The following is a 23,457-nucleotide window of genomic DNA, read 5'->3' as shown; positions in this document are numbered from 1 at the left end:
ACCTATCGGGCCGATCGGGGCAGGGGTAGGCTGCGGAAGTTGATTGCCGCCACCTGCCGGGAGAGAGCCCATGCGTGTCCGTGTCGTGCCTGTCGTGTTGTTGAGCCTCATGGTTGCCGCCAGCGTCGCGGCGCAGACCGCGCCGATGACCCCGGACATCCCCGCCAAGGGCTTTGTAACGCCCACTGCCGGCGACAACTACGACAAGCGCGTGGTGATGGTGCCGATGCGCGACGGTACAAAACTGTACACGGTGATCGTGGTGCCCAAGGGCGCGAAGAACGCCCCGATCCTGCTGACCCGCACGCCGTACGACGCGGCCAACCGGGCCAAGCGGATCGACTCGCCGAACATGCGCGACATCCTGCCGCAGGGCGATGAAGTGTTCGTCGATGGCGGGTATATCCGGGTATTCCAGGATATCCGCGGCAAGTACGGTTCCGAAGGCGATTACGTGATGACCCGGCCGCTGCGAGGCCCGCTCAACGGCAGCAAGGTCGACCACGCCACCGACGCGTGGGACACCATCGATTGGCTGGTCAAGCACGTGCCCGAAAGCAATGGCAAGGTCGGCATGCTGGGCTCCTCGTATGAAGGCTTCACCGTGGTGATGGCGCTGACCAACCCGCACCCGGCGTTGAAGGTGGCCGCCCCGCAGAGCCCGATGATCGATGGCTGGATGGGCGACGACTGGCTCAACTACGGGGCGTTCCGCCAGGTCAACTTCGGCTACTTCACCGGGCAGCTGGCCAAGCGCGGCAAGGGGCCGGCCATTCCCAGCGTGGGCTACGACGATTACACGACTTTCCTGCGCGCCGGCTCGGCCGGCGACTACGCCCGTGCCAACGGGCTGGACCAGCTGCCGTGGTGGCACAAGCTGATCGAACACCCGGCCTACGATGCGTTCTGGCAGGAACAGGCGCTGGACGCGCAGATGACCAAGACCCCGTTGAAGGTGCCGACCATGTGGCTGCAGGGCCTGTGGGACCAGGAAGACATGTGGGGCGCGGTGCACAGCTATGCGGCGATGGAGCCGCGCGATACCGGCAACACGCTCAACTACCTGGTGATGGGGCCGTGGCGGCACAGCCAGGTCAACTACGACGGCAGCAGCCTGGGCGCGCTGAAGTTCGACGGCGACACCGCGCTGCAGTTCCGCCGCGATGTGCTCAAGCCGTTCTTCGACCAGTACCTGGTCGATGGCGCGGCCAAGGCCGACACGCCGCCGGTGCTGATCTACAACACCGGCGAAAACCGCTGGGACCGCCTGCAGCAGTGGCCGCGTACGGCCGCGCAGACCAAACCGCTGTACCTGCGCGCCGGCGGCAAGCTGTCGTTCCAGGCGCCGCAGCCGGGCGAGGAGAACTTCGAGGCGTATGTGTCCGACCCGGCCAAGCCGGTGCCGTTCGTGCCGCGCCCGGTGCGCTTTGCCGACCGCGACATGTGGACCAGCTGGCTGGTCAAGGACCAGCGTTTCGTCGATGGTCGCCCGGACGTGCTGACCTTCGTCAGCGAACCGCTGACCGAACCACTGCGTATCGGCGGTGCCCCGCAGGTCAACCTGGCCGCAGCCACCAGTGGCAGCGACGCGGACTGGGTGGTGAAGCTGATCGACGTGTATCCGGAGCAGACCCCATCCACCCCGGAAATGGGCGGCTATGAACTGGCGGTATCGATGGCCATTTTCCGCGGCCGCTACCGCGAGAGCTTCAGCGACCCCAAGGCGATCGCCGCCAACCAGGTGCTGGACTACCGCTTCGGCCTGCCCACCGCCAACCATGTGTTCCAGCCCGGCCACCGGGTGATGGTGCAGGTGCAGTCCAGCCTGTTCCCGCTGTACGACCGCAACCCGCAGACCTTCGTGCCCAACATCTACCTGGCCAAGCCCGGCGATTACCGCAAGGCCACCCAGCAGGTCTGGCACGCGCCGCAGCAGGCCAGTTTCATTTCCCTGCCGGTGTACTGAGCCGAGGCAGTGGCATCACGTAGCGCCGGCCCCTGGCCGGCTGCAGCGCCCCCATCTGCAAACGACATGCCGCTGCAGCGATGGGAGGCATTGTTGCGGGCGCCGCTGTGCACGCGCTGCAACACCTTGCAGGCGTAGGCTGGGCGCAGATGCAGGCATGGCCTGTCGACGTGTTCCAAACCAGAGGTACAACGCAATGATGGATTATCAGCTCAACGGCAAGGTGGCGATCGTGACCGGCGGGGTGTCGGGGATCGGCCTGGCCACCGCCGAACTGCTGGCCGCCTCCGGCGCGGCGGTGGCGGTATGGGACTTGAAGGACGATGCAGTACAGAAGGCCGCGCAGGCGCTGCGCGACACCGGCATCGAGGCGATCGGCATCGCATTGGATGTCACCGACGAACATGCGGTCGAGGCGGCGGTGCAGCGCACCGTGCAGGAACTGGGCGGGCTGGATATCGCAGTCAACAATGCCGGTATCGGCGGGCCCTCGGCGAGCAGCGGCGACTACCCGGTGAGCGGTTGGAAGCGGGTGATCGATGTCAACCTGACCAGCGTGTTCCTGTGCCAGCGTGCGCAGATCCAGGCGATGCGTGGCAGCGGCAAGGGCGGCAGCATCATCAACATGGCCTCGATCCTGGGCCAGGTGGGGTTTGACAACTCGCCCGCTTACGCCGCTGCCAAGCACGGCGTGGTCGGATTGACCCAGACCGCCGCCTGGGAGCATGCCGCCGACCGCATCCGGGTCAATGCCGTGGGCCCGGGCTTCATCGCCACGCCGCTGCTGGACAAGATGGATCCGGTGGTACGCAAGGCGCTGGAAGCCAAGCACGCACTGGGCCGCCTGGGCCGGCCGCAGGAAGTGGCCGCGCTGGTGGCCTGGTTGGCTAGCGATGATGCCTCGTTCGCCACCGGCACCTACTACGCCATCGACGGCGGTTACCTGGCGCGATAGCCGGTAGGTCCGGGCCATGCCCGGACAAGCGTGGATCCGCGCAGGGGGGCGATCCACCACCGCCGCAGCGCCGTGCACGCCCGCCTCACGCCGGCATTCACGGCGCTGCCACGGCCGGCACGCAAGGCTGTGGCGAAGAAGGCGAGGTAAACCAATCATGATGGGACTGGAACAAGACCTGTCGATCCTGCTGCGCATCGCCGCGGCCATGGTGCTGGGCGGGGTGATCGGCATCGAGCGCGAGATCGGCAAGCATGCAGCCGGCCTGCGCACGCATATGCTGATCGCCGGCGCGGCGGCGTTGATCGTCGGGCTGGGCGACAGCATCGCCGAACATTTCCAGCAGGAACGCTACCGCGATCTGCTGCAGGTCGATCCGGTGCGCCTGATCGAAGCGGTGGTGGCCTGCGTCGGCTTCGTTGCGGCCGGCACCATCCTGCGCGGTACGCGCGATGACCAGGTCAGTGGCCTGACCACTGCCAGCTCCCTGATCATGTCCGCCGCGATCGGGATCGCAGTGGGCATCGGCGAGTACGTGATCGCCGTTGGCGTCAGCCTCCTGTGCCTGGTCGTGCTGGCAGTGTTCAGTCGTATCGCCAGAAAACTGGAGGCATCATGAACAACGCTCGCCCCTTCGAAATCCAGCGCATCGACCACGTGGTGCTGCGCGTGCAGGACCTGCCGCGTGCGCTGCGCTTCTACCGCGACGTGCTGGGTTGTACGGTGGCGCGCGAGCGGCCGTCGCTGGGCATGGTGCACCTGCAGGCCGGGGCATCGATGATCGACCTGGTCGACATCGCCGGGCCGCTGGGCGCGCCGGGCGGCCCGGCCGCCGGTGCGCGGGGCCGCAACCTGGAGCATTTGTGCCTGCGCGTGGAGCCGTTTGATGTGGAGCACCTGCGCGCGCACCTGCAGATGCATGGGGTGGCGTTGACCGGCAAGCCGGAGAGCAATTTCGGTGCCGAGGGCGAGGGGCTGTCGGTGTACCTGCACGATCCCGACGGCAACGGCGTGGAGCTCAAGGGGCCGGCCAGCGACTGCGGCTGCGTGGGATGACCCGATCGCCGGCAGGGCTTGGGCCGATCGTCGAATAGGCCGGGCCTGCGCAGGATGTTCCAATGGGCGGCAACCGGCCCGGCGCACCCGCCTGGCCGCTCCCTTCCGCCCACGGTCGAGCCATGATCATTTCCGCCCCCGCCGATTACCGCGCCGCCGCCCGGCGGCGGCTGCCGCCGTTCCTGTTCCACTACATCGATGGCGGCGCGTATGCCGAACACACCCTCAAGCGCAATGTCGCCGACCTGGCCGACATCGCGCTTCGCCAGCGCGTGCTGCGCGACGTGGCCGAGCTGCGCCTGGACACCGAGCTGTTCGGTGAACGCCTGGCGATGCCGGTGGCGTTGGCCCCGGTCGGCCTGACCGGCATGTATGCGCGGCGCGGCGAAGTGCAGGCGGCGCGGGCAGCGGCCAGCCGCGGCATTCCGTTCACCCTGTCCACCGTGTCGGTGTGCCCGATCGAGGAAGTGGCGACGGCCATCGAGCGCCCGATGTGGTTCCAGCTGTATGTGCTCAAGGACCGCGGGTTCATGCGCAATGCGCTGGAACGGGCCAAGGCGGCAGGGGTGAACACGCTGGTGTTCACCGTGGACATGCCCACGCCCGGCGCGCGCTACCGCGACGCGCATTCGGGCATGAGCGGGCCCCACGCGGCGCTGCGGCGCATGCTGCAGGCCGCCACCCACCCGCGCTGGGCGTGGGATGTGGGCCTGCGCGGGCGCCCGCACGACCTGGGCAATATTTCGGCCTACCGTGGCCACCGGACCGGCTTGGCCGATTACATCGGGTGGCTGGGCGCCAATTTCGATCCCTCCATTGGCTGGAAGGACCTGGAGTGGATCCGTGAGTTCTGGCCCGGGCCGATGCTGATCAAGGGCATCCTCGATGCAGAGGATGCACGCGATGCGGTGCGCTTCGGCGCCGACGGTATCGTGGTCTCCAACCACGGCGGGCGCCAGCTCGACGGGGTGTTGTCCACCGCACGGGCGTTGCCGGCGATCGCCGATGCGGTCAAGGGCGAGCTGAAGATCCTGGCCGACTCGGGCATCCGCAACGGGCTGGACGTGGTGCGGATGCTGGCGCTCGGCGCCGACAGCGTGCTGCTTGGCCGTGCCTTCGTGTACGCGTTGGCCGCGCAGGGGCAGGGTGGGGTGGCCAATCTGCTGGATCTGATCGCCAGTGAAATGCGGGTGGCGATGACGCTCACCGGCGCCAGGACTATCGCCGACATCAGCGGCGATGCGCTGGTCGATGCCGGTCGGGGTCTGGCGGTGCCGTAGCGTCGGCTCTGCGCGGCAGCGGTTGTTCCTGCCTGGGTAGTGCCGGCCGCTGGCCGGATGCTTCCGCTTCGCGACTAAGTTCAAAAGCGTTTCGTGCCCCTCCGGGGCGCGAGTCACTTTCTTGCTCGTGCAAGAAAGTAACCAAAGAACACGCCCCCGTCCGCTCGCCGTCGGGCTACGCCCGCCGGTGCCCTGCGCTTCTCGCGTCATCGGGGGACGGCGCGGAACTCGCTACGCTCAGACACCCGCGCCTCTTCGCCCCCGCTGCCGCTGCGATGCTCGGCTCGCTCCAAGGGGGAGGTAGATCAAGATCACGGGCAACAGCAACAGCAACAGCAACAGCAACAGCAACAGCAATCCGACCGCGGTCTGACGTTGCTCCAGGTCCTGGCAACCCCAGCACAGGTAGGTCCGACCCGTGGTCGGACACGCATCGTCTCGGCATCGCGCTGTCCGAGCGTGGCTCGGACCTACGCTTTTCCATGCGTGCCAGCCATGTGTGGAGGGTTGGCGTGGGTGGGTTGGCGGGACTGTCGAAAACATGGATGTTTTCGCCAAGCCCCCAAGGAGGGGTTTACGGCGTGTCCCGCCAACCCAGCCGCGCCAACCCAATCAGCGCATATGTCGGTCATTGCCTTTGATCTGAGGCCGTAGTTCTCAGCTAGCCTCTCGGAAATCTGCAGGTTTATGCACCAAAGCGCTGCCCGTGCGCCAACCGTATCGGCATAGCAGCCCAGCCATAGGCCGCTGCGCCGCACAGGCAATTACTCGCAACGCACGGCGGTAATCACATTGCCCTTGTCGATGAACACCCGCAGCCGGTCCTGGCGCAGGTCGCGGGTGGTGATGGTTTCCGGGCCGATCGGGTTGACCAGGCCGGCGCCGCTCTGCGCGGCCAGCTTGCGCATGTTGGCTTCATCGGCCGGCTGGCCGACTGCCCAGTCCAGGCCCTGGGCCTTGCACAGGCCCGGGCCGGCGACAGCGGGGCCCGGGCTGCTGACGCAGGCGCTCAGGGCCAGGCTGCCGGCGATGGCCAGGACGGGGAACAGACGGCGGGACGGTGCATTGCGGGAAAGGGACATCGGGACGCTCCTGCGGAATCAGGCACCGACCTTACCATCGCCGCCGGCAGGGCCGTGTGCGCGCCCGGCTACACTATGCGCTGCCCTTGCCGACCCGGAGCCGCCGTGCTGCACGTGTTCATGCTGGGCGGGCGCCACCCGCACGCCCGCATCGAAGTCCATGACGTGGCCTTCGCCAATGTCGAGCGCATCGAAGATGCCTACCCGCAGTTGCGCCGCGACTGGTTCGGCCAGGCCAAGGGGCTGCACCTGGATGGCTGGCTGGCGGTGGATGGGGTGGAGGACTGCAAGGTCGAGTTCGCCGATACCGCACCGGCGGCCGATGCGCCGCGCCTGTTCTTCGTCAACCTCGGCGGCTATGTGCCGCAGTCGCTGGGCGAGGTGCACGATTACCGGCTGCTGCTGGCCGCCGATGCGCAGCAGGCCAGGCTCAAGGCCCGGCAGTTGTGGGACGCGCAATGGGCGGCGCCGCATACCGACGCGCTGATCGAGGTCGATGACTGCATCGCCATCGACCAGGTCGGCGGCCGCCATGTGCAGTTGCACCGCGCCCCGCACCAGGGCATCGCCCTGGTCAGCGACTACATCGTGATCGGCTGACGGTTACAGGCGTGCGGGCAGCGCACGCACGGGATTGCCCCGCTGCAGGCGCGGGCGCATAGTGTCGCGGCCATGTGAAAGATGGCGTGGTATCACTCTTGAGACGGACGAATAGACGATGCACAACGCAAGGTTCAGCGCGCTGCTGGCGGTAACCCTGGGCGCATGCCTGCTGTCGGCAACGGCCGTCGCGGCCGATGCCCCGGTGTTTGGCGGCTGGCGCAAGCTGCATTCGGCCAATGGCGCCGAACCGATGCTGCAGGGCCTGCCGTTCGCGGCGCTGCCGCAGGCCGCGGCCAAGGGCGCGCGGTTTGCCATCTTCGACCGCGAAAGCCGGCGTGTGGTGTGCTGCCTGGTGGTGGACAGCGAGCGGTTGGATGCGATCAGCCTGGAAACCCGCTATCGGCTGCCCGGGGTGTGGATTGCCGACCTGCTCGGCAGCGAGGACTACAACGCGCGCCGCGGCCAGCCCCAGGTATATGCGATGAAACGCGACGGTGCGCTGGTCGACTACGCCTTCAGCGATACGCTGGGTGCCTACAGCGACCTGGGCGGGCTGCTGCTGCCGGCCAATGCCACGCTCGATGCCGCCGGGGCGATCGTGCTGGGCACCGACAGCTACCGGCTGCAGTTCCAGTCGTTGCCGCTGGCCGACGAGAACGGCGCACTGGACCGCTATACGCTGCAGCCGGCCGCTGCCGGCGCGGCGCCGGTGGTGGTGGAAGTGCCGTTCAGCACGTACTGAACCGGCATCCTCGTGCCCGATCTTCGCCTGTTACTGTGTTCCCTGCCGTTGCTGCTGGCCGCCTGCGCCACGTCGCCGGCCGCAAAGCGCCCGGTCAATCCCGATGCCCTGTGGGGGTTGATTCAGCGCGATTGCGTCGGCGCGGGCACCCCGCGCGGGGATTGCCTGGCAGTGGCCGCCGAACCGGGCCGCCGCGATGTGCTGTTGAAGGACGCGCACGGCCAGTTCCAGTTCCTGCTGTTGCCGCTGGACCGGGTCAGCGGCATCGAAAGCCCGGCCCTGCTGCGCGCCGATGCACCGAACTATTTTGCCGCCGCCTGGGAGGCGCGCTGGCGCACCGGTCGCGCGCTGGGGCGGCCGCTGCCGCGCGAGGTGGCCAGCCTGGCCCTGAACTCGCCGCAGGGGCGTTCGCAGCACCAGCTGCATATCCATGTGGACTGCCTGCGCGCCGATGTGCTGGCCCAGCTGCAGCGCATGGGCGGGATGATCGGCAGCCAGTGGCAGCCGCTGCCCGAACCGCTGCGTGGTCATCGCTACCAGGCCCGGCGCCTGCGCGGGGCGCAGCTGCAGGACAATCCGGTGCAACTGCTGGCGTCCGAACTGGCCGGGGCGGCCGATCTGCGCCACTGGTCGCTGGTGGTCAGTGGCAGCCGCCAACCCGATGGCACGCCGGGTTTCCTGCTGCTGGCCACGCGGGTGGATGCGGCCAGCGGCAACGACGCCAGTGGCGAAGAGCTGCAGGACCACGCGTGCGCCGTGGTGACCGGCGCGGGCGGGCCGCTGGACGGCGTGCGCTGAGCAGCGCCATCGCTGGGCTATCATGCCGCCTCTCGACAGGCGCCATGTGGCGCGCAGGATGCGATCCATGGCAAGGAAGCGTGACCCGATGTACCCCCGCCTGATCCTGGCCGCGTTGTGTGCATTGGGCGCCGACGCCGGCCTCGCCGCCGGGGCCACCGACCGTGCCGGCAACCGGCTGGAGGTGCTGATCGAGCAACCGGCGCCCAGGGCCCCGGATGCGGACGACCGCGACGCCTCGCCGCGCTACTGCACTGCCGACCACCAGTGGTGCGTGCGCACCCGCGCCGACGGCGAGGACGGCACCACCCAGCTGGAGGTGGAGCATCAGGTGGCGGGCGAAGCCGCGCCGCGCATGCGCTTCGTGCCGCTGACGGCCCTCGATGCATCCGGCAGCGCGCGGCCATGGCCGTTCATCGTGCGCATGGCGCCGGGGATCGGTGCGCCGCGGGTGCCGGCCGATCCGGCCCAGGCACAGCTGCAGAACGTGTTGGTGGGCGTGCTCGACGAGGCCACCACCGGCTACTCCGGCGGCGGCGCCAGCGCTTCGGAGGTGCGACTGGCGCGGATCTACCACCAGGACGACGGCGTCCAGGTGGACGCGGACGTCCTGGTCCTGCCGGCCGACGGCAGCGCGATGATCCGGGCGTGTTTCAGCGAGGCCGACAGGACGCAGCGGGCCGGCGCCTGCCATGACGAGTACAGCTTTTCCGCCGAGCTGACCCTGGACCCGGCCGGGCAGGGCATGCCGGTGCTGCGCTACCGCACCACCGCCACCCGCTACCCGGCGGGGGTCTCGCGGCGCGAGGATTCGCTGGCCAAACCGCCGCTGCGGCGCAAGGACCTGCGCACCGAGACCGTGGCCGCCTGCTCGTTCCTGCGCGTGCTGCACTTCGATGGCGCCCGCTACCAGCCGGATGCCCCGTTGCCGGATTGCGCGCACTACTCCGCGCTGTAACCGGTAGCACCAATTCAGGCCAGATGCATACGGTCCGTGATCCACGGTCGCACATTCGCCATGGAGCCACGTTATAGTGCCCAATCAATGCGGTGCCCGCTTTCGCGCCCGGGCTGTCTGGCGCTTCGTACCTGACCTAATCCATGACTGCTGAAACGACCTCTTCGCCGGCCGACCAGGCCCCGTCCTCCGGCCCGCTGTTCTACCGCGAACCGCTGCCGCTGCAATCGGACAAGCATGCCGCCTGGCGCCTGCTGCCCGGTTCGCTGGCCTTTGCCGCGCAGACCAACGCCATCCCGGCGGTGGCCGGTGAGTTCGGTATGGCCGCCCAGCACTTCCCGATCCTGTTCACCGGCAAGGATGCGGCGCCGATCGTGGCGGTGGGCCTGGCCCGCGACAACCTGTTCGTCCGCGACGGCGTGTGGGCCGAGGACACCTACGCCCCGGCCTACCTGCGCCGCTATCCGTTCGTGTTCATGCAGTCCGAGGCCGACGACAACTACCTGCTGGCCATCGATGCCCAGGCCGAGCACCTCAACCAGGGCGGCAGTGATGAAGGCGAGCCGCTGTTCGTCGACGGCAAGGCTACCGAGCTGGTCGACAACGCGATGCGTTTCTGCGCCGACTTCACCCGCGAACACGAAATGACCCGCCAGTTCAGCGCCGCGCTGGTCGAGCAGGACCTGCTGGTGGAACGCAGCATCGATGTGACCTTGAATACCGGCGAGAAGATGTCGGTCAACGGCTTCCATGTGGTCGATGTGGAAAAGCTGGCCAAGCTGCCCGACGCGGTGGTGCTGGCCTGGCACCGCAATGGCTACCTGGCGCTGGTGCACCATCATCTGAGTTCGCTGGCGCGCTTCAGCGCACTGGTCAAGCGCCAGAGCGAACTGACCACGGCCACGCCGGCGGCCTGATCGCGCAATCGCGCAGCCTGCAGCAACACCCCCTGTTCCGCCGGACGCATCGTCCGGCGGGACGGTTCTGTGGGGCAGCCTTGCCGAACCGCGGCAAGGGCCCGGGGGGGCTAGATCATCTGCACCACGACTTTGCCCTTGGCACGTCCGCCTGCCACGTAGGCCAGCGCGTCATGCGTGTCGGCGAACGGGAACACCCTGTCGATGACCGGGCGGATCGAACCGGCTTCCACCAGCGCGGTGATCTGGCGCAACTGCGCCCCGTCGGCGCGCATGAACACGAAGGTGTAGGTGACGCCCTTCCTTTTTGCCTTCTGCCGGATGCCGGAACTGAGCAGGCGCACTACCTGCCGGAGCGGCCAGGCCAATCCCCCTGCGGCGGCGAATGCCGGGGTGGGCGGCCCGGAGATGGAGATCAGGTGCCCGCCGGGCTTGAGAATCTGTAGCGATTTCTTCAGTTCATCGTTGCCAAGGCTGTGGAGCACCACATCGTAGTCGCCAAGCACGGTGGCAACGTCCTCCTTGGTGTAATCGACGACGACGTCCGCGCCCAGCGACTTCACCAGATCGACGTTGGCCGTGCTGGTGCTCGTCGCCACGAAGGCCCCCAGATGCTTGGCCAACTGGATGGCGACGGTGCCTACGCCACCGGAACCGGCCTGGATGAATACCTTCTGCCCCTTTTTCAGCTTCGCCGTTTCAACCAGCACCTGCCAGGCGGTCAGCGCCACCAGGGGCAGCGAGGCGGCTTCGCCCATGCCGAGATTCCTGGGCTTGGGTGCCAACGACGAGGCCTTGACGGCGATCAACTCGGCGAACGCGCCGATGCGGTCATCGTCCGGGCGCGCGTAGACTTCGTCGCCAGGATTGAAATTTCCGACACCGGCGCCCACCCGTACCACCGTACCGGCCAGGTCGTTACCCAGGATCAAGGGCAGGCGGTAGGGCAGGATGAGTTTGAACTCCCCCGTTCTGATCTTGAGGTCCAGCACGTTGACGCTCGCGGCGTGGATCCGGAGCAGGACGTCGTCGTCCCCCACCTGCGGCTCGGGCACCTCAGCGACGTGACCCGGCTGCTGCTTCCCGTACCGCTCGATGACGAATGCTTTCATGGGGATGCTTCCTCGCGATGGGTGGATGACGGTGGTTGGGGACGTCCACGGCGGACGGTCTTCATGCTGTGGCGCGCCCGTTGAGGAAGCCAGGCGCCGTGGCTGTGCCTTGTCAGGGCGCGGCCTGGTAGCGCCCGGCCACCTGTGCCTGCCGCAGGTCGGCAATAAGGCCGCGCCGGGCGTTGTCCAATGCCTCCCAGTTCGCCGCATCCTGCAGCGGCGGAATGGTGACCGGTTCGCGACGGTCGAAGCCGACCAGGGCCGCATCGACCAGGTCGTTGACGTCCATCAGATCGGAGAGGGTGTTGACGTCGATGCCCGCGCGGTCCCAGATTTCGGTGCGGGTACCGGCAGGCAGGACGGCCTGCACATAGACGCCCTGGGGGGTGAGCTCCAGGCTCAACCCCTGGGACAGGAACAGGACGAAGGCCTTGGTCGCGCCGTAGACGGACATTCCAAATTCCGGTGCCAGGCCGACAACCGAGCCGATGTTGACGATCGCGCCTTTGCCGGCCTGCGCCAGGCGCGGGGCAATGGCACTGGCCAGCCTGACCAGCGCGGTGGTGTTGAGGGTGACCAGGCGGGCGACATCCTCGGTGGATTGATCGATGAAGCGGCCGGACAGCGCGGCCCCGGCGTTGTTGATCAGGGTCTGGATGCTAGCGTCCTCGCGCAGACGCGCCTCGACGGTGGCCAGGTCGCCCGGTCGGGTCAGGTCGGCGGGGAGAATGTCGACATTGGCGCCGGTTTCCTGTTGAAGGCGGGCGGCGAGAATTTCCAGGCGCGTCTTGTCGCGGGCGACCAGGACAAGATCGTGGCCACGGCGAGCGAAACGCTCGGCATAGACGGCGCCGATGCCGGTGGAAGCGCCGGTGATGAGAACGGTGTGTCGAGTGGTCATGGGTTTCTTCTTGTTTGAATGGTGGGCCCGTGCCAGGGCATGCGGCATGGGCTGTGCTTAGCCGGCGTTGCCGCCATCCAGCGTCGGGTAGTCGATATAGCCGGCCGCGCCCCCGCCATAGAGCGTGGCGGGGTTCAGTGGGGCAAGGGCGGCGCCGGTCTTCAGTCGTTCGACCAGGTCGGGGTTGCTGATGAAGGGGCGACCGAAGGCGAACAGGTCGGCCTTGCCCTGGGCCAGGCGGGCGCTGGCCAGATCCAGGTCGTAGCCGTTGTTGGCCAGGTAGGCCTGCCTGAAACGGCTGCGCAACGCATCGAAGTCGAACGGCGCCACATCGCGCGGGCCGCCGGTGGCGCCTTCCACGACATGCAGGTAGACAATGCCCAGCGCGCTGAGCTGCCCGGCGATGTAGTCGTACTGCGGCTGTGGATCGCTGCAGGAAATGCCGTTGGCCGGCGAGACCGGGGAAATCCGTACACCGGTGCGCTCGGGGCCGATTTCTCCGGCCACCGCGGCGGTGACTTCCAGCAGGAGACGGGCGCGGTTCTCGATGGAGCCGCCATAGGCATCGGTGCGGGTATTGGCGCCGTCCTTGATGAACTGTTCCAGCAGGTAGCCGTTGGCGCCGTGCAGCTCCACCCCGTCGAACCCGGCGGCGATGGCATTGGCCGCGGCCTTGCGGAAGTCCTCGACGATGCCCGGAAGCTCATCCAGGGCAAGCGCACGCGGCGCGGAGACATCGGTGAAACCATTGTTGACGAAGGTCTTGGTCTCCGCGCGGATGGCCGAGGGCGCGACCGGGGCAGCGCCGCCAGGCTGCAGGTCGACGTGGGAGATGCGGCCGACGTGCCACAACTGCACGAAGATCCGCCCGCCCTTGGCGTGAACGGCGTCGGTCACCCTGCGCCAGCCGTCGATCTGCGGCTGCGTGTAGAGGCCGGGAGTGTCCTGGTAGCCCTGGGCCTGCGCCGAGATCTGGGTGGCTTCGGTGATCAACAGGCCGGCCGACGCGCGCTGGCTGTAATAGGTGGCGGCATGCTCGCCGGGTACCAGGCCGGCGCCGGCGCGATTGCGCGTCAGCGGGGCCATCACGATTCGGTTGGAAAGCTGGAGCGGGCCCAGGGCATAGGGCTCGAAAAGCGTCTGCTCGGTCATGGTCATCTACGGTTTCGTTGTACGGGGGGAAAGGGTGGTTCTCGGCGGCGATGGGCTGGCGTGCCGCCGTTCCCACGAGGAAGCGGGTGGGGAGGGTTTATTAATGATGTCGATCATAATCTTTAGTGTCAATGGCTTTGATGATGGTTGACATCAATGTATAGTGGCGGCGTTAAGGGTGGAACATCCAGCGAGGTCCAGCACATGAAGGTGACAAAGGCGCAGGCACAGGCGAATCGGGCGCACATCGTCGAGACGGCCTCGCATCTGTTTCGTGAGCGCGGTTACGACGGGGTGGGGATCGCCGACCTGATGGCGGCCGCCGGGTTCACCCATGGCGGCTTCTACAAGCATTTCCGCTCCAAGGCCGAGCTGATGGCCGAAGCGGCCAGCTGCGGCTTCCAACAGGGCACCGCCAGGGTCGACGGCCTTCACGCGCAGGCCTTTGTCAGCCACTACCTTTCCCGGAAGCACCGGGATAATCGTGCCGAAGGCTGCACCATGGCCGCGCTCAGCGGCGATGCGGCGCGCCAGCCGGCGTCCACCAGGGCGGCTTTTGCGGCTGGCCTGGAAAGCATGCTGGGTGGCCTGGCAAACGGATCGAGCCCGCCGCAGGACGGCAACGACGATGCCGACGCACGCGCCCGGCGCATCGGGATGATCGCCCAGGTAGTCGGCGCCCTGGTGCTGTCGCGCGCATGTCCTGACGACGCACCGCTGGCCGACGAAATCCTCGATGTTTGCCGCACCGCCGTTATGGCCGGGCTGCCCCCGCTGGTTGAAGCATAGAGGGAACATCCTCCGATTCGCCGCCACACGCTGTCGCGTCTGGAACGGAGGACCCTGCCCTCTACCGCTTGATGTTAGTGCAGGGGCTGATGTCCGGGATGACGATGTCTGCCATTGATGGGCTCTTGGTGCCCGAGAAAGTTGGGCCGCCCCTTCTGGAAGCGACCTTGGGAACGCAGGTGGAAGGGCTGGAGTGGACCCTTGGACTGCAAGCTCGAGTGAGGGCTATTCTCTGGACCGGGGCAGGGCGGCCGACGAGGCTTGCACACAGAGATCTGCCACGCCGCTGCAATAGACGGAAAAGTCCCTGAGGAATGCCTCGGCTCTGGTGCGGTTGGCGCTGGATTCCAGGATCTGGGCGATGCGTTCTGGCGCTTCTTTCATGACCGGAACACGCAAGAAGAGATCATTGTTGAAAGAGGAACTGATCGTGGACAACACCGTTCTCAGTGCCCCGAGCATGTCATCTCCACGGTGGGAGGCATGGACCAACGCAATCGGCTTTCCGACGATCTGATCACCTGATACGAGCCAGTCGATGGCGTTCTTCAAACCGCCCGGTATGCCGCGGACGTACTCTGGGCTGGATATGAGCACGCCATCGCTCTTGGAGATGTGCTCTGTGAATCGCTTGACGCTCTCTGGTTTCCTTGAGCCTTCCAGGTCGGGCGAAAAGACCGGCAGTTCGCCAATCTGGGTATACACGTCCATCGCTACATCTGATGGTGCGATGGACTTAAGGGCCATGAGCAACGCTGTATTGGTTGAGCCGCTGCGGGCGCTACCGGAGATGGCAAAAATCTTCATCGCGGCAGGCTACCACGGGCTTCCCATCGCGGAACCAACATTGCTCCCTCTGCACCGTTGCCATCGCGTCGGCGGGCCACCGACGCCGGCGCCGCTGCAGGCCCGGGCGGGCAGGGCTTAGGCACAAAGCCACTATGGATATCGCGGTCGGTCATTTCCGCCGCAGGTGCCCATTCAGCAGACTGGCCTGCCTCCCCGGCATGGCCAACGCGCGCCAGCGGCCGGGTGACTCCTCCCACTCTGGAACCTGCATGTCCCTGCCTCGTCGCCCGCTGCGCCTGCGGCCCCTGGTTGTGTCCCTGTTGCCGCTGCTTGCCATCAGCCCCTTGACCAGCGCCGCCGAAGGCGCTGCACCGACCGAACTGGAGGCGGTGAAGATCACCGGTTCGCGCATTCCGCGCGCCAGCGTGGAAGGCCCGTCGCCGGTCACCGTGATCACCCAGCAGCAGATCCAGGCGCAGGGATACCGCAGCGCGTTCGAAGCGCTCAGTGCGCTGACCGAGAACACCGGCAGCGTGCAGGGCGAAGATTTCGGCAATACCTTCACCCCGGCCGCCAACACCATCAACCTGCGCGGCCTTGGCCCCAACCGCACCCTGGTGCTGGTCAACGGGCGCCGCCAGTCGGACTATCCGCTGGCCTACGAAGGCTCGGTCAACGTGGTCAACCTGGCCAACATCCCCAGCGCGTTGATCGACCGCATCGAAGTGCTCACCGGTGGCGCCTCGGCGGTGTACGGCTCGGACGCGATCGCCGGGGTGGTCAACATCATCCTGAAGCAGTCCTACGAGGGCGTGGGCATCAACCTCAAGGCCGGCACTACCGAGCAGGGCGGCGGCGACAACCAGCGCCTGCAGGTGGTGGGCGGCAGTTCGAATGAACGCTGGGACGCGATCTTCGGGCTGGAAATAGCCAATCGCAAGGCGATCTACGGTTCGCAGCGCGACTTCATGGACTCGCTCAGTGACGACCCGCGCGGGGTGGCCCCGCTGGCTACCGCAGTCGCCTATCGGCGCAACGCCACCACCGGCCGCAACATCGACCCGGGTGCGGCCGGCTGCGATGCCGCCAGCGGGTTGTACGGCGGCAGCGTCTTCCTCGCGCAGAACCCGCGCCAGGGCGCCTACTGCGGCAGCAACGAGGCTTCTGCCACGTTCTGGACGGTGCAGACCGAAAAACGCAACATCGATGCCTACAGCGCGCTGACCTGGCACCTCAACGACACCCAGGAACTGTTCGCCGACGTGGCCATCGGCACCGCGCGGATCTACAACAACACCCGTGCGCCGACCTGGACCTCCTCGCGCAATTACTTCTACAACCAGAACAGCGGGCAGCTGGAAAGCTGGTACCGGCGCTTCGCCCCGGAGGAGATCGGCGGCGTGCAGCGCAATGCCAACCGCTTCCTGGAATCGTCGTGGTCGTTCAACGTCGGCGCGCGTGGCAGCCTGGGCGGTTCGGACTGGGACTACGAGGCCGCCTACAGCCGCTCGCGCTACGAAAACCGCACCCGCCGCCCGGTGCTGCTGGCCGGCATCAACCCGTACCTGCTCGGGCCGCAGCTGGGCACCCGCAATGGCGTGGAGGTCTACGCCCCGGACCCGGCGCGGCTGTACCAGCCGTTGACCGCGCAGGAGTACGCCGGCCTGTCCGACAGCCAGGAAAGCCGCAACGCGGCCTGGCTGCAGTCGGCTAGCGTCACCGTCAACGGGCGCCTGTTCGACCTGCCTGGCGGCAGCGCCGGGCTGGCGGCGGTGCTCGAGGCGGGCAGCCAGGGGTACCGCAACCGCCCCGACCCCCGGCTGGGCAGCGGCGAGTTCTGGAACACCAGTGCCGGCATCGGTTCCGGTGGCGAGCGCGACCGCTATGCGGCCGGGGTGGAACTGCAGTTGCCGTTGCTGCAGCGGCTGACCGCCACCGTGGCCGCGCGCTACGACCAGTACCGCGCCGCCGGCGACCATATCGGCAAGGCCACCTGGAGCGGCGGGCTGGAGTTCCGGCCGGTGGACAGCCTGCTGCTGCGCGCCAGTGCCGCCACCAGTTTTCGTGCGCCGGACATGAACTATGTGTTCGCCAGTGAAACCCGCGGCTACAACCCCGGCATGACCGACTACTGGCGCTGCCGCAGTGCGGGGCAGGCCTACGACGACTGCGACTACAGCGGCCTGTCGATCGATTACACCAGCGGCGCCAACCCGCAGCTGCAGCCGGAAACCGCCAAGTCCTACGGCGCCGGCCTGGTCTGGTCGCCGTCGCCGAACCTGGATGTCAGCGCGGACTACTACGACATCCGCATCGAGCAGGAAGTGACCAACCTGGATTCGTCGCGGATCCTGCGTGATGAAGCCGATTGCCGGCTGGGCCAGACCGTCGGCGGTGAAACGCGCGACATCGGCTCGGCGCAATGCCAGGACGCGTTGTCGCGGGTGATCCGCAACCCGGCCGATGCCGCGGTGCAGCCCAACCAGGTGGTGCGGGTGCTGATCAACCCGATCAACGCCGCGTCCGAGTCGGTGCGTGGCGTGGACCTGAAGGCCAATGCGCGCTGGGATGCCGGGCGCTACGGGCGCTTCTCCGGGCGCCTGGCGTACTCGCTGGTGATCGCGCACGAGTACCGCCAGTTCGCCGAGGACCAAGCCGAAGACCAGCGCAATTCGCTGGATTCGTTCCAGTGGCGCAGCAAGGTCAACGGCAGCGTTACCTGGGCGGTGAACGACTGGACCGCCACCTTGTACGGCATCCGTTACGGTTCGCTGCCCAAAAGCGATGGCAGTGGCCGCATCGCCCCCTACATGACCTACAACGCCAGCCTGTACCGCAAGCTGGGCGACAACGTGAGCCTGGGCCTGATCGTCAACAACCTGCGCGACAGCCACCCGCCGGCCGACAGGAACGGCGGTGGCTGGCCGTTCTACCCGGTCGGCAACTACGACCCGTATGGCCGCCAGCTGTGGCTGGAGTTCGATTACCGGTTCCTGTGACCGACGCACCCCATCAATGGCATGCTCTGCGCAGTCTGTATGCCACCCCGGGAATTGCGCCATGTCCATCGTCTACCGAAATGCCGTACCCACCGATGCCGCCGACTGCCTCGACCTGCGCGGACGCACCCGCGAAAACGCCTTCTCCGCTGCCGAGTTGGCCGCGTTGGGCATCACCGTGGAGAGCTGGCAGGCCGGCATTGCCGATGGCACGCTGCCGGGGCATGTAGCCACGGCGGACGGGCGCGTAATCGGCTATTGCTTTGGCGATCGCGACAGCGGCGAAATCGTCGTGCTGGCGCTGCTTCCCGACTGGGAAGGAAAGGGCATCGGCGCACGGCTGCTGGCGCGCATGGTCGAAGATTTCCGCGGCTGGGGCTTCCAGCGCCTGTTCCTGGGCTGCGCCGCCGATCCGGCGGTGCGTTCGCACGGCTTCTACCGGTATCTGGGCTGGCGGCCCACCGGGGAGATCGATGCCCTGGGTGATGAAGTGCTGGAATACCACCTGCCGCAGGCAGTGACGGCGCCGGGGGCGGGCGTCGTGCAAGGATAGCCCGCGTACTTTCGTAGGGCGTGCGCTGATCGGCGTTGAACCGTGCGATGCATCGTAGTTGCCGCGGGCGCGGCGCGCGATGCTGGGGCAAGGTCACGGAGCCCCGCCATGTCTGCCCGCCGTTGGTTGTTGCTGTTGCTGCTGCATGCGTTGCTGCCGCCCGTTGTCGCCGAGGCCCAGGCGCCGGTGCAGCGTATCCACAAATGCCGCGTGGATGGGGTGGCCAGCTACCAGTCGCTGCCGTGTGCGCAAAACCGCACCGAGCAGATCTGGGAGGTGGACGTGCTGCCGCCCGGGCGCCAGCATGCGGCGCGGATCGAGGCGATCCGGCGTGAACTGAAGGCGCGCGAGCGCGAGCGCGAGCGCGTCCGTGCTGCGAAACACCCGCCGCACCGCAACGGGCATCGCCCCCATCGTCGAACGAACAGGCCCAGGGCGTCCCCGGGCGCGATCATTTCGTGGCACGCGCAACCGGCACGGTGCGATGCCGCGCGCCGGCAGCGGGAGGCGGCCTACCGCAAGGCCGGGCTGCAACGCAGCTTCGCCTTGAGCCGGCGCATGGACGACCGGGTGCATGCCGCCTGCCGCTGAGGCGCGTTGCCTCACCCGATGCGGTCGCAGGAGAACTGGATACCGGCGGTACCAGCGGTTTCAATGAAGAGGTTCATGAAGGCCGGCACCGTTCTGACCACAGGTTCAGTGCGCGATGCGGCCGAACTGACCGCTGTTGAAGTCGTGCATGGCCTGGGTGATTTCGGCCTGGCTGTTCATCACGAACGGCCCGTGGCCGACGATCGGCTCGTCGATCGGCGCACCGGCCAGCAACAGCACGGTGGCATCGGTATCGGCATCGAGCTGCACATCGCTGCCCTGCCGGTCCAGCATCACCAGCTGCGCTTCGCGCGCTTCCTGCTGGCCATTGACCCGCACCACGCCCTTGAGCACCACCACCGCCAGGGTGTGGCCATCTGCCACCTCGAAACGGCTGCCATGGCCCTGGCGCAGGCGCACGTCCCACACATCCAGCGTGGTGAAGGTGCGTGCCGGCCCGGAGTGGCCGCGGTAGGCGCCGGCGATCACCCGCACATGGCCGGCATCGCCGGGCAGGGCCACCGACGGAATATCCTGGTCGAGCAGGGTCTGGTAACCCGGCGCGGTCATCTTGTCCTTGGCCGGCAGGTTGACCCACAGCTGCACCATGTCCAGGGTGCCGCCGCTGCGGCTGAAGGCCGGGGCGTGGTACTCCTCGTGCAGGATGCCGGCGCCGGGGGTCATCCACTGCACGTCGCCCGGGCCGATGCGGCCACCGGCGCCGGTGGAATCGCGGTGTTCCAGCTCGCCTTCATAGACGATGGTCACCGTTTCAAAGCCACGGTGCGGGTGCTGGCCGACCCCACGGCGCTGTTCGCTCGGGGTGAAGGCGTAGGGGCCGGCATAGTCGAGCAGCAGGAACGGGCTCAGGTGCTGGCCGTGGGTGTTGTAGGAGAACATCGAGCGGGCCGGGAAACCATCGCCGACCCAATGCGGACGCGGGGCGCTGTAGACGCCAAGGACCTTCTTCATTGCCAACTCCATCCCGGGGTTGCCGGGGCTGTCTTCTGTTGGCAATCACGATAGTCGTGCAACACCGGGGCCGGTAGTCGGCAGTGTTTGGCCTCAGCGTCCTACCGGGTGAACGATGACCGGGCGCCGGGCTGCTCAGGACGCCGCACCGGCATGGCGGCGGTCGGTGGCGCGCGTCGGACGGGTAGGTCCGACCATGGTCGGACAACGCGGTGCCGGAAAGGCAGGTCCGACCCATGGTCGGACCCGTCCTCTAGCGGGGCGGCATGCCCGGTTCGCCGGTCGGCGTTGCTGCCGGGTCGGCGCTGGTCTCCGGGGCCGGCAGCGACAACGCAGGGTTGCCCTGCTGTGCCTGCAGCGCCTGGATGCGCTGGTTCAACGCATCCAGCTGGCTGTGCGTGCTGCGCAGATCGGTGCTGAGCGTGACCGCCTGCTGCTTGGCCTGCTGGATCGAACTGCTGACCTGCAGCGACTGCTGGCGTTGCAGTTCGGCTTCCTGCTGCAGGCTGCGCAGGCGCTGCTCGTTGAACGCCACCAGGTTTTCGGTGTAACGCTTGCCCGCTTCCAGGCGGGTGGTGTCGATGTACACCTGGGCCAGTTCTTCGGTCTGCTGCACGAAGGTGCGGTACACCTTCTCGGCGTTGTCGACCGAATCGGTCTTGATCACCCGCCAGAAGTCCTTCTCGTGGAACAGCGCGGCGTAATACTGCAGCGTGCTGCTGTTGAACAGCAGGCTGGCGCCGTAGCTGCCGTTGTAGGTGGTGCGCAGCTCGGTCAACTGCTGCGAATCCATCAACTGGCGCAGTTCGTCCACGGTATTGCGGACCACCGGCGCACTGCGCTCTGCCGGCGCTGCATCGGCCTTGGCCGCGCGCGCGGCCAGGGCCTGCGGCGCGATGGCCAGCGACAGCAGCAGGCTGCCGGCAAGCGCGCACCGGCGGGCGGAAACAACCGCTTTTCTCTCTCGCATCATCAGGCCGTCCAAGAATGGCTCAATCGGTGAAAGTTCGTCTGTGTACTTCCCAGTCCCCGCAGCAGTCTAGCACGCAGCCTGCGCGGTCCTTCATCCCCGGCGGCGGGCCGCCGGGCACTCAATACACCAGCTGCGCGGGGTTGCATTGCACCGCCTGCAGGTGCACGTCGGTACGCCCCAGTTCCAGGCCCAGCACCTGCGCCAGGGTCTGCGTGAGCAGGGTGCCCACGCCGTTGAGCAGTGGCTTGAGCAGGCCCTCCAGCACCGGGCGCAGCAGGGTGCACAGCAGCCCGCTGCAGGCCACCGTGTTGGTGCCCGCGTCGACCACGCTGCCGCTGCCCTGGTAGCTGTCGAGCATGCCGGCCTGGGCGGTCTGCAGGTAGCTGGCCAGGTTGCCCTTCATGCAGGTGTTGTACGAGGCCAGCAGCGCGCTGCAGCGGTTGATCACCAACCCGCCGAGCAGCGAGCCGACCAGCCCGTCGATGGCGCCCAGGCCGTCGCCGGTGACCGTCACCCGGTACGCGTCCCAGGCCATGCCGTCCTTGTAGCAGGTGGCCAGCCACAGCAGCCCGCACGCATAGGGCATGCCGTTCTTGACTTCCCAGTCGCCGAATTTCTGGATGCCCAGCGGGGTCGAGCCGTTGCGCAGCAGGTTGATCACCGCATCCACGTCGTAGCTGCCATTGCTCTTGCGCGTGGCCTGCAGGAACTGCTCGGCCAGTTGGTTGGCGGTGGCAGCCTTGTCCATGCCCTTGGGCGCCGGGTTGAGCATGCCGCCGAGCACACGCAGCAGTTCACCGACCAGGTCCGACACCGCCGTGCCGATCTGCGCGCCGTTGATCCAGGTCGAGCGGGTTTCCCCCGGCGACAGCGTCACCGCTTCGCTGTGGGTGAGGGCGTTGAGCTTGATCTGGTTGTTGATCAGCGGAGTGCCGAGCAGGGTCAGCAACTGCTCGTTCTGCAGCGCGCTTTCGCAGACATTGGCGGTGGAGAACCTGGCGCCGGGATCGACCTTGCCGACACAGGCGCGCAGCACCGAGGATTCCACCTGGATGGTGGCGGTGGCCGGTTGCGCGGCGCATTGCAGGGCGGTCAGCGTGCCCATCGCATTGGTGACATCGGCATAGATCGGCAGGTGCAGGCGGATGCCGAGCAGCCCCAGCACCTTGCCCAGGCCGAGCAGCAGGTTGTTGCTGTCGATGTCCAGGCTGACCCGCACCTGGGCGTTGTAGGCGCGTGCACCGATGCCGCCGATGGCGATCGAGGGCGGTTGGATGATCGCCGCCTGGGCCTGGACCAGGCCGAGCACGTTGAGGTTGTTGACCGCCACGCCCTTGCCGCCGTTGGCGATGCCGATGCTGGTGGTGATCAGGTCCAGTGCGCTGACCTGCGCCTGCAGGGCGGCCGAGGCCGGGCCGTCGGGCGCCACGATGCTGCCGAACAGGCCGCTGCTGTTCGCATTGCTGCCCAGCTGGATGTTGAGCTGGCTGATGTCCAGCTTGGCCGCCAGCGCATTCTGCAGGGCCCGCAGGTCCGCATGGGCCACCCCGCTCTGGGCCAGCACGCTGGCGGTGGCGTCGAGCAGTTGGCCGAGCGAAACCTTGTGCGCGGCCAGCAGGGCATTGAAATCGCCGACGCTGATGTTGGCATCGACCGGAATGCCCAGCGCCTGGAGCAGGCCGCCGGGGGTGATCCTGGCCTGGGCCAGGCCGTCGTAGCCGAGCAGAGTGGTCTGGTCCAGGTCCACCCCGACCAGCCGCAGCACGCTGCCCAGCGGGGTGTTGCCGTTGACCCGCAGCAGCTGCGAACCGACGCTGAACACCGCCAGCGGCGCGGCGCGGGTGGCCACGGCCTGTGCGCTGACCGCCGGCAATGCCGAGGCCTGCCCGAACAGCGGCAGCACCGGGCGGCTGGCCACTACCTTGACCGCATTGACCGTGGTGCTGGCCAGGAAATGGTCGGCACTGGCGTGGCCGGGATTCCAATGGCCGCACTGGATGGTCAATGCGCCGGCAAAGCGGTTGGCCTGCTGCGCGTTGCTGCGCGCGGCGCTGTTGTCGGCGCGGTCGGCGCTGCACAGATCCAGCCGTTGCGCGCCGGCCAGCGCGGACAGATCGGCGATCTTCTGCACATCGCGCTTGGCCCAGTACAGGTAGCCGACCTCGACCAGCCCGAGCATGGCCACCAGGCTGAGCATGACCAGCATCATCGTCACCGACATGCCGCCGCGTTGGCGCCTGCGCGCCGACGCAGCCGGACGTCGGGTCGA

22 protein-coding genes are annotated in these 23,457 nt (G+C 67.5%); 14 read left to right on the top strand and 8 right to left on the bottom strand.

Annotation, left to right across the window (positions count from 1 at the left end):
* Window positions 1–70 precede the first annotated feature (70 nt).
* The 5 genes from AC3ITM_RS10885 (at window position 71) to lldD (ending at window position 5,257) form a co-directional block, all read left to right on the top strand.
* Window positions 71–1,966: a CocE/NonD family hydrolase gene (locus tag AC3ITM_RS10885; RefSeq protein ID WP_489264938.1), complete on the top strand. Its 1,896-nt coding sequence runs from the start codon at window positions 71–73 to the stop codon at window positions 1,964–1,966.
* Window positions 1,967–2,162: 196 nt separating this feature from the next.
* Window positions 2,163–2,921 carry an SDR family NAD(P)-dependent oxidoreductase gene (locus tag AC3ITM_RS10880; protein WP_489264936.1) on the top strand — a complete coding sequence of 253 codons (759 nt, stop codon included), beginning with the start codon at window positions 2,163–2,165 and terminating at the stop codon, window positions 2,919–2,921.
* A gap of 160 nt (window positions 2,922–3,081) precedes the next feature.
* Window positions 3,082–3,540 (top strand): MgtC/SapB family protein, encoded by a 459-nt coding sequence (locus tag AC3ITM_RS10875; RefSeq protein ID WP_489270087.1) that lies wholly within the window; start codon window positions 3,082–3,084, stop codon window positions 3,538–3,540.
* Entirely contained in the window at window positions 3,537–3,977 is a 441-nt protein-coding gene (locus AC3ITM_RS10870) for a VOC family protein (RefSeq protein ID WP_489264934.1), read from the top strand. Before AC3ITM_RS10875 ends, AC3ITM_RS10870 begins: the two co-directional genes overlap by 4 nt.
* A 122-nt stretch (window positions 3,978–4,099) precedes the next feature.
* Window positions 4,100–5,257 carry an FMN-dependent L-lactate dehydrogenase LldD gene (gene lldD / locus AC3ITM_RS10865; RefSeq protein ID WP_489264933.1) on the top strand — a complete coding sequence of 386 codons (1,158 nt, stop codon included), beginning with the start codon at window positions 4,100–4,102 and terminating at the stop codon, window positions 5,255–5,257.
* 764 nt (window positions 5,258–6,021) lie between these two features.
* Here lldD and AC3ITM_RS10860 read toward each other — a convergent pair.
* Window positions 6,022–6,339 carry a hypothetical protein gene (locus AC3ITM_RS10860; RefSeq protein WP_489264932.1) on the bottom strand — a complete coding sequence of 106 codons (318 nt, stop codon included), beginning with the start codon at window positions 6,337–6,339 and terminating at the stop codon, window positions 6,022–6,024.
* A 105-nt stretch (window positions 6,340–6,444) separates the two neighbouring features.
* On the opposite strand from AC3ITM_RS10860, the gene AC3ITM_RS10855 reads away from it, so the two are divergent.
* The 5 genes from AC3ITM_RS10855 (at window position 6,445) to AC3ITM_RS10835 (ending at window position 10,357) form a co-directional block, all read left to right on the top strand.
* On the top strand, window positions 6,445–6,939 hold the full coding sequence (locus AC3ITM_RS10855; protein ID WP_489264930.1) for a DUF1543 domain-containing protein: 495 nt from the start codon (window positions 6,445–6,447) through the stop codon (window positions 6,937–6,939).
* A 118-nt stretch (window positions 6,940–7,057) separates the two neighbouring features.
* On the top strand, window positions 7,058–7,684 hold the full coding sequence (locus AC3ITM_RS10850) for a decarboxylase (protein ID WP_489264929.1): 627 nt from the start codon (window positions 7,058–7,060) through the stop codon (window positions 7,682–7,684).
* A 12-nt stretch (window positions 7,685–7,696) separates the two neighbouring features.
* Window positions 7,697–8,482, top strand: coding sequence for a CDP-diacylglycerol diphosphatase (locus tag AC3ITM_RS10845; protein WP_489264928.1), 786 nt, complete (start codon window positions 7,697–7,699; stop codon window positions 8,480–8,482).
* A gap of 67 nt (window positions 8,483–8,549) precedes the next feature.
* On the top strand, window positions 8,550–9,440 hold the full coding sequence (locus tag AC3ITM_RS10840; protein WP_489264926.1) for a hypothetical protein: 891 nt from the start codon (window positions 8,550–8,552) through the stop codon (window positions 9,438–9,440).
* 143 nt (window positions 9,441–9,583) lie between these two features.
* Window positions 9,584–10,357 carry a SapC family protein gene (locus AC3ITM_RS10835; protein ID WP_489264924.1) on the top strand — a complete coding sequence of 258 codons (774 nt, stop codon included), beginning with the start codon at window positions 9,584–9,586 and terminating at the stop codon, window positions 10,355–10,357.
* 110 nt (window positions 10,358–10,467) lie between these two features.
* Here AC3ITM_RS10835 and AC3ITM_RS10830 read toward each other — a convergent pair whose 3' ends face one another.
* The 3 genes from AC3ITM_RS10830 to AC3ITM_RS10820 form a co-directional block, all read right to left on the bottom strand.
* A complete protein-coding gene (locus AC3ITM_RS10830; RefSeq protein WP_489264922.1) occupies window positions 10,468–11,469 on the bottom strand; it encodes an NADP-dependent oxidoreductase in 1,002 nt (333 codons plus the stop codon).
* Window positions 11,470–11,581: 112 nt separating this feature from the next.
* A complete protein-coding gene (locus AC3ITM_RS10825; RefSeq protein ID WP_489264921.1) occupies window positions 11,582–12,418 on the bottom strand; it encodes an SDR family NAD(P)-dependent oxidoreductase in 837 nt (278 codons plus the stop codon).
* Between the two features lie 9 nt (window positions 12,419–12,427).
* A complete protein-coding gene (locus AC3ITM_RS10820) occupies window positions 12,428–13,522 on the bottom strand; it encodes an alkene reductase (RefSeq protein ID WP_489270086.1) in 1,095 nt (364 codons plus the stop codon).
* 204 nt (window positions 13,523–13,726) lie between these two features.
* Between AC3ITM_RS10820 and AC3ITM_RS10815 the strand changes: the two genes are divergently transcribed.
* Window positions 13,727–14,311: a TetR/AcrR family transcriptional regulator gene (locus tag AC3ITM_RS10815; protein ID WP_489264919.1), complete on the top strand. Its 585-nt coding sequence runs from the start codon at window positions 13,727–13,729 to the stop codon at window positions 14,309–14,311.
* Between the two features lie 225 nt (window positions 14,312–14,536).
* Here the strand turns inward: AC3ITM_RS10815 and AC3ITM_RS10810 are convergent, their stop codons facing one another.
* Window positions 14,537–15,118: an NADPH-dependent FMN reductase gene (locus tag AC3ITM_RS10810; RefSeq protein ID WP_489264918.1), complete on the bottom strand. Its 582-nt coding sequence runs from the start codon at window positions 15,116–15,118 to the stop codon at window positions 14,537–14,539.
* A gap of 251 nt (window positions 15,119–15,369) precedes the next feature.
* Between AC3ITM_RS10810 and AC3ITM_RS10805 the strand changes: the two genes are divergently transcribed.
* The 3 genes from AC3ITM_RS10805 to AC3ITM_RS10795 all read left to right on the top strand — a co-directional run bounded on the left by AC3ITM_RS10805 (window position 15,370) and on the right by AC3ITM_RS10795 (window position 19,243).
* The gene (locus AC3ITM_RS10805) at window positions 15,370–18,099 is read left to right on the top strand and encodes a TonB-dependent receptor plug domain-containing protein (protein WP_489264917.1); all 2,730 of its coding nucleotides are present in this window, start codon (window positions 15,370–15,372) and stop codon (window positions 18,097–18,099) included.
* Between the two features lie 61 nt (window positions 18,100–18,160).
* On the top strand, window positions 18,161–18,652 hold the full coding sequence (locus AC3ITM_RS10800) for a GNAT family N-acetyltransferase (protein ID WP_489264915.1): 492 nt from the start codon (window positions 18,161–18,163) through the stop codon (window positions 18,650–18,652).
* 129 nt (window positions 18,653–18,781) lie between these two features.
* Entirely contained in the window at window positions 18,782–19,243 is a 462-nt protein-coding gene (locus tag AC3ITM_RS10795) for a hypothetical protein (protein WP_489264913.1), read from the top strand.
* A 105-nt stretch (window positions 19,244–19,348) separates the two neighbouring features.
* On the opposite strand, the gene AC3ITM_RS10790 is transcribed toward AC3ITM_RS10795, so the two are convergent.
* The 3 genes from AC3ITM_RS10790 to AC3ITM_RS10780 form a co-directional block, all read right to left on the bottom strand.
* A complete protein-coding gene (locus AC3ITM_RS10790) occupies window positions 19,349–20,215 on the bottom strand; it encodes a pirin family protein (protein ID WP_489264912.1) in 867 nt (288 codons plus the stop codon).
* A 253-nt stretch (window positions 20,216–20,468) separates the two neighbouring features.
* Window positions 20,469–21,185 (bottom strand): DUF2968 domain-containing protein, encoded by a 717-nt coding sequence (locus AC3ITM_RS10785; protein ID WP_489270085.1) that lies wholly within the window; start codon window positions 21,183–21,185, stop codon window positions 20,469–20,471.
* Window positions 21,186–21,306: 121 nt separating this feature from the next.
* Window positions 21,307–23,409 (bottom strand): TadG family pilus assembly protein, encoded by a 2,103-nt coding sequence (locus AC3ITM_RS10780; RefSeq protein WP_489264910.1) that lies wholly within the window; start codon window positions 23,407–23,409, stop codon window positions 21,307–21,309.
* Window positions 23,410–23,457: the final 48 nt, after the last annotated feature.

Source organism: Stenotrophomonas sp. KH_029 (assembly GCF_057839765.1).
This window is presented reverse-complemented; position numbering and strand designations above follow the sequence as displayed.

What these genes read in the sequence shown, in the direction of transcription:
- AC3ITM_RS10810 (WP_489264918.1), bottom strand. Translation starts at nt 15,118, where the DNA reads ATGAAGATTTTTGCCATCTCCGGTAGCGCCCGCAGCGGCTCAACCAAT.
- AC3ITM_RS10790 (WP_489264912.1), bottom strand. Translation starts at nt 20,215, where the DNA reads ATGAAGAAGGTCCTTGGCGTCTACAGCGCCCCGCGTCCGCATTGGGTC.
- AC3ITM_RS10800 (WP_489264915.1), top strand. Translation starts at nt 18,161, where the DNA reads ATGTCCATCGTCTACCGAAATGCCGTACCCACCGATGCCGCCGACTGC.
- lldD (WP_489264933.1), top strand. Translation starts at nt 4,100, where the DNA reads ATGATCATTTCCGCCCCCGCCGATTACCGCGCCGCCGCCCGGCGGCGG.
- AC3ITM_RS10835 (WP_489264924.1), top strand. Translation starts at nt 9,584, where the DNA reads ATGACTGCTGAAACGACCTCTTCGCCGGCCGACCAGGCCCCGTCCTCC.
- AC3ITM_RS10815 (WP_489264919.1), top strand. Translation starts at nt 13,727, where the DNA reads ATGAAGGTGACAAAGGCGCAGGCACAGGCGAATCGGGCGCACATCGTC.
- AC3ITM_RS10850 (WP_489264929.1), top strand. Translation starts at nt 7,058, where the DNA reads ATGCACAACGCAAGGTTCAGCGCGCTGCTGGCGGTAACCCTGGGCGCA.
- AC3ITM_RS10830 (WP_489264922.1), bottom strand. Translation starts at nt 11,469, where the DNA reads ATGAAAGCATTCGTCATCGAGCGGTACGGGAAGCAGCAGCCGGGTCAC.
- AC3ITM_RS10875 (WP_489270087.1), top strand. Translation starts at nt 3,082, where the DNA reads ATGGGACTGGAACAAGACCTGTCGATCCTGCTGCGCATCGCCGCGGCC.
- AC3ITM_RS10780 (WP_489264910.1), bottom strand. Translation starts at nt 23,409, where the DNA reads ATGTCGGTGACGATGATGCTGGTCATGCTCAGCCTGGTGGCCATGCTC.
- AC3ITM_RS10880 (WP_489264936.1), top strand. Translation starts at nt 2,163, where the DNA reads ATGATGGATTATCAGCTCAACGGCAAGGTGGCGATCGTGACCGGCGGG.
- AC3ITM_RS10840 (WP_489264926.1), top strand. Translation starts at nt 8,550, where the DNA reads ATGGCAAGGAAGCGTGACCCGATGTACCCCCGCCTGATCCTGGCCGCG.
- AC3ITM_RS10820 (WP_489270086.1), bottom strand. Translation starts at nt 13,522, where the DNA reads ATGACCGAGCAGACGCTTTTCGAGCCCTATGCCCTGGGCCCGCTCCAG.
- AC3ITM_RS10785 (WP_489270085.1), bottom strand. Translation starts at nt 21,185, where the DNA reads ATGCGAGAGAGAAAAGCGGTTGTTTCCGCCCGCCGGTGCGCGCTTGCC.
- AC3ITM_RS10805 (WP_489264917.1), top strand. Translation starts at nt 15,370, where the DNA reads ATGTCCCTGCCTCGTCGCCCGCTGCGCCTGCGGCCCCTGGTTGTGTCC.
- AC3ITM_RS10860 (WP_489264932.1), bottom strand. Translation starts at nt 6,339, where the DNA reads ATGTCCCTTTCCCGCAATGCACCGTCCCGCCGTCTGTTCCCCGTCCTG.
- AC3ITM_RS10870 (WP_489264934.1), top strand. Translation starts at nt 3,537, where the DNA reads ATGAACAACGCTCGCCCCTTCGAAATCCAGCGCATCGACCACGTGGTG.
- AC3ITM_RS10885 (WP_489264938.1), top strand. Translation starts at nt 71, where the DNA reads ATGCGTGTCCGTGTCGTGCCTGTCGTGTTGTTGAGCCTCATGGTTGCC.
- AC3ITM_RS10825 (WP_489264921.1), bottom strand. Translation starts at nt 12,418, where the DNA reads ATGCCGCATGCCCTGGCACGGGCCCACCATTCAAACAAGAAGAAACCC.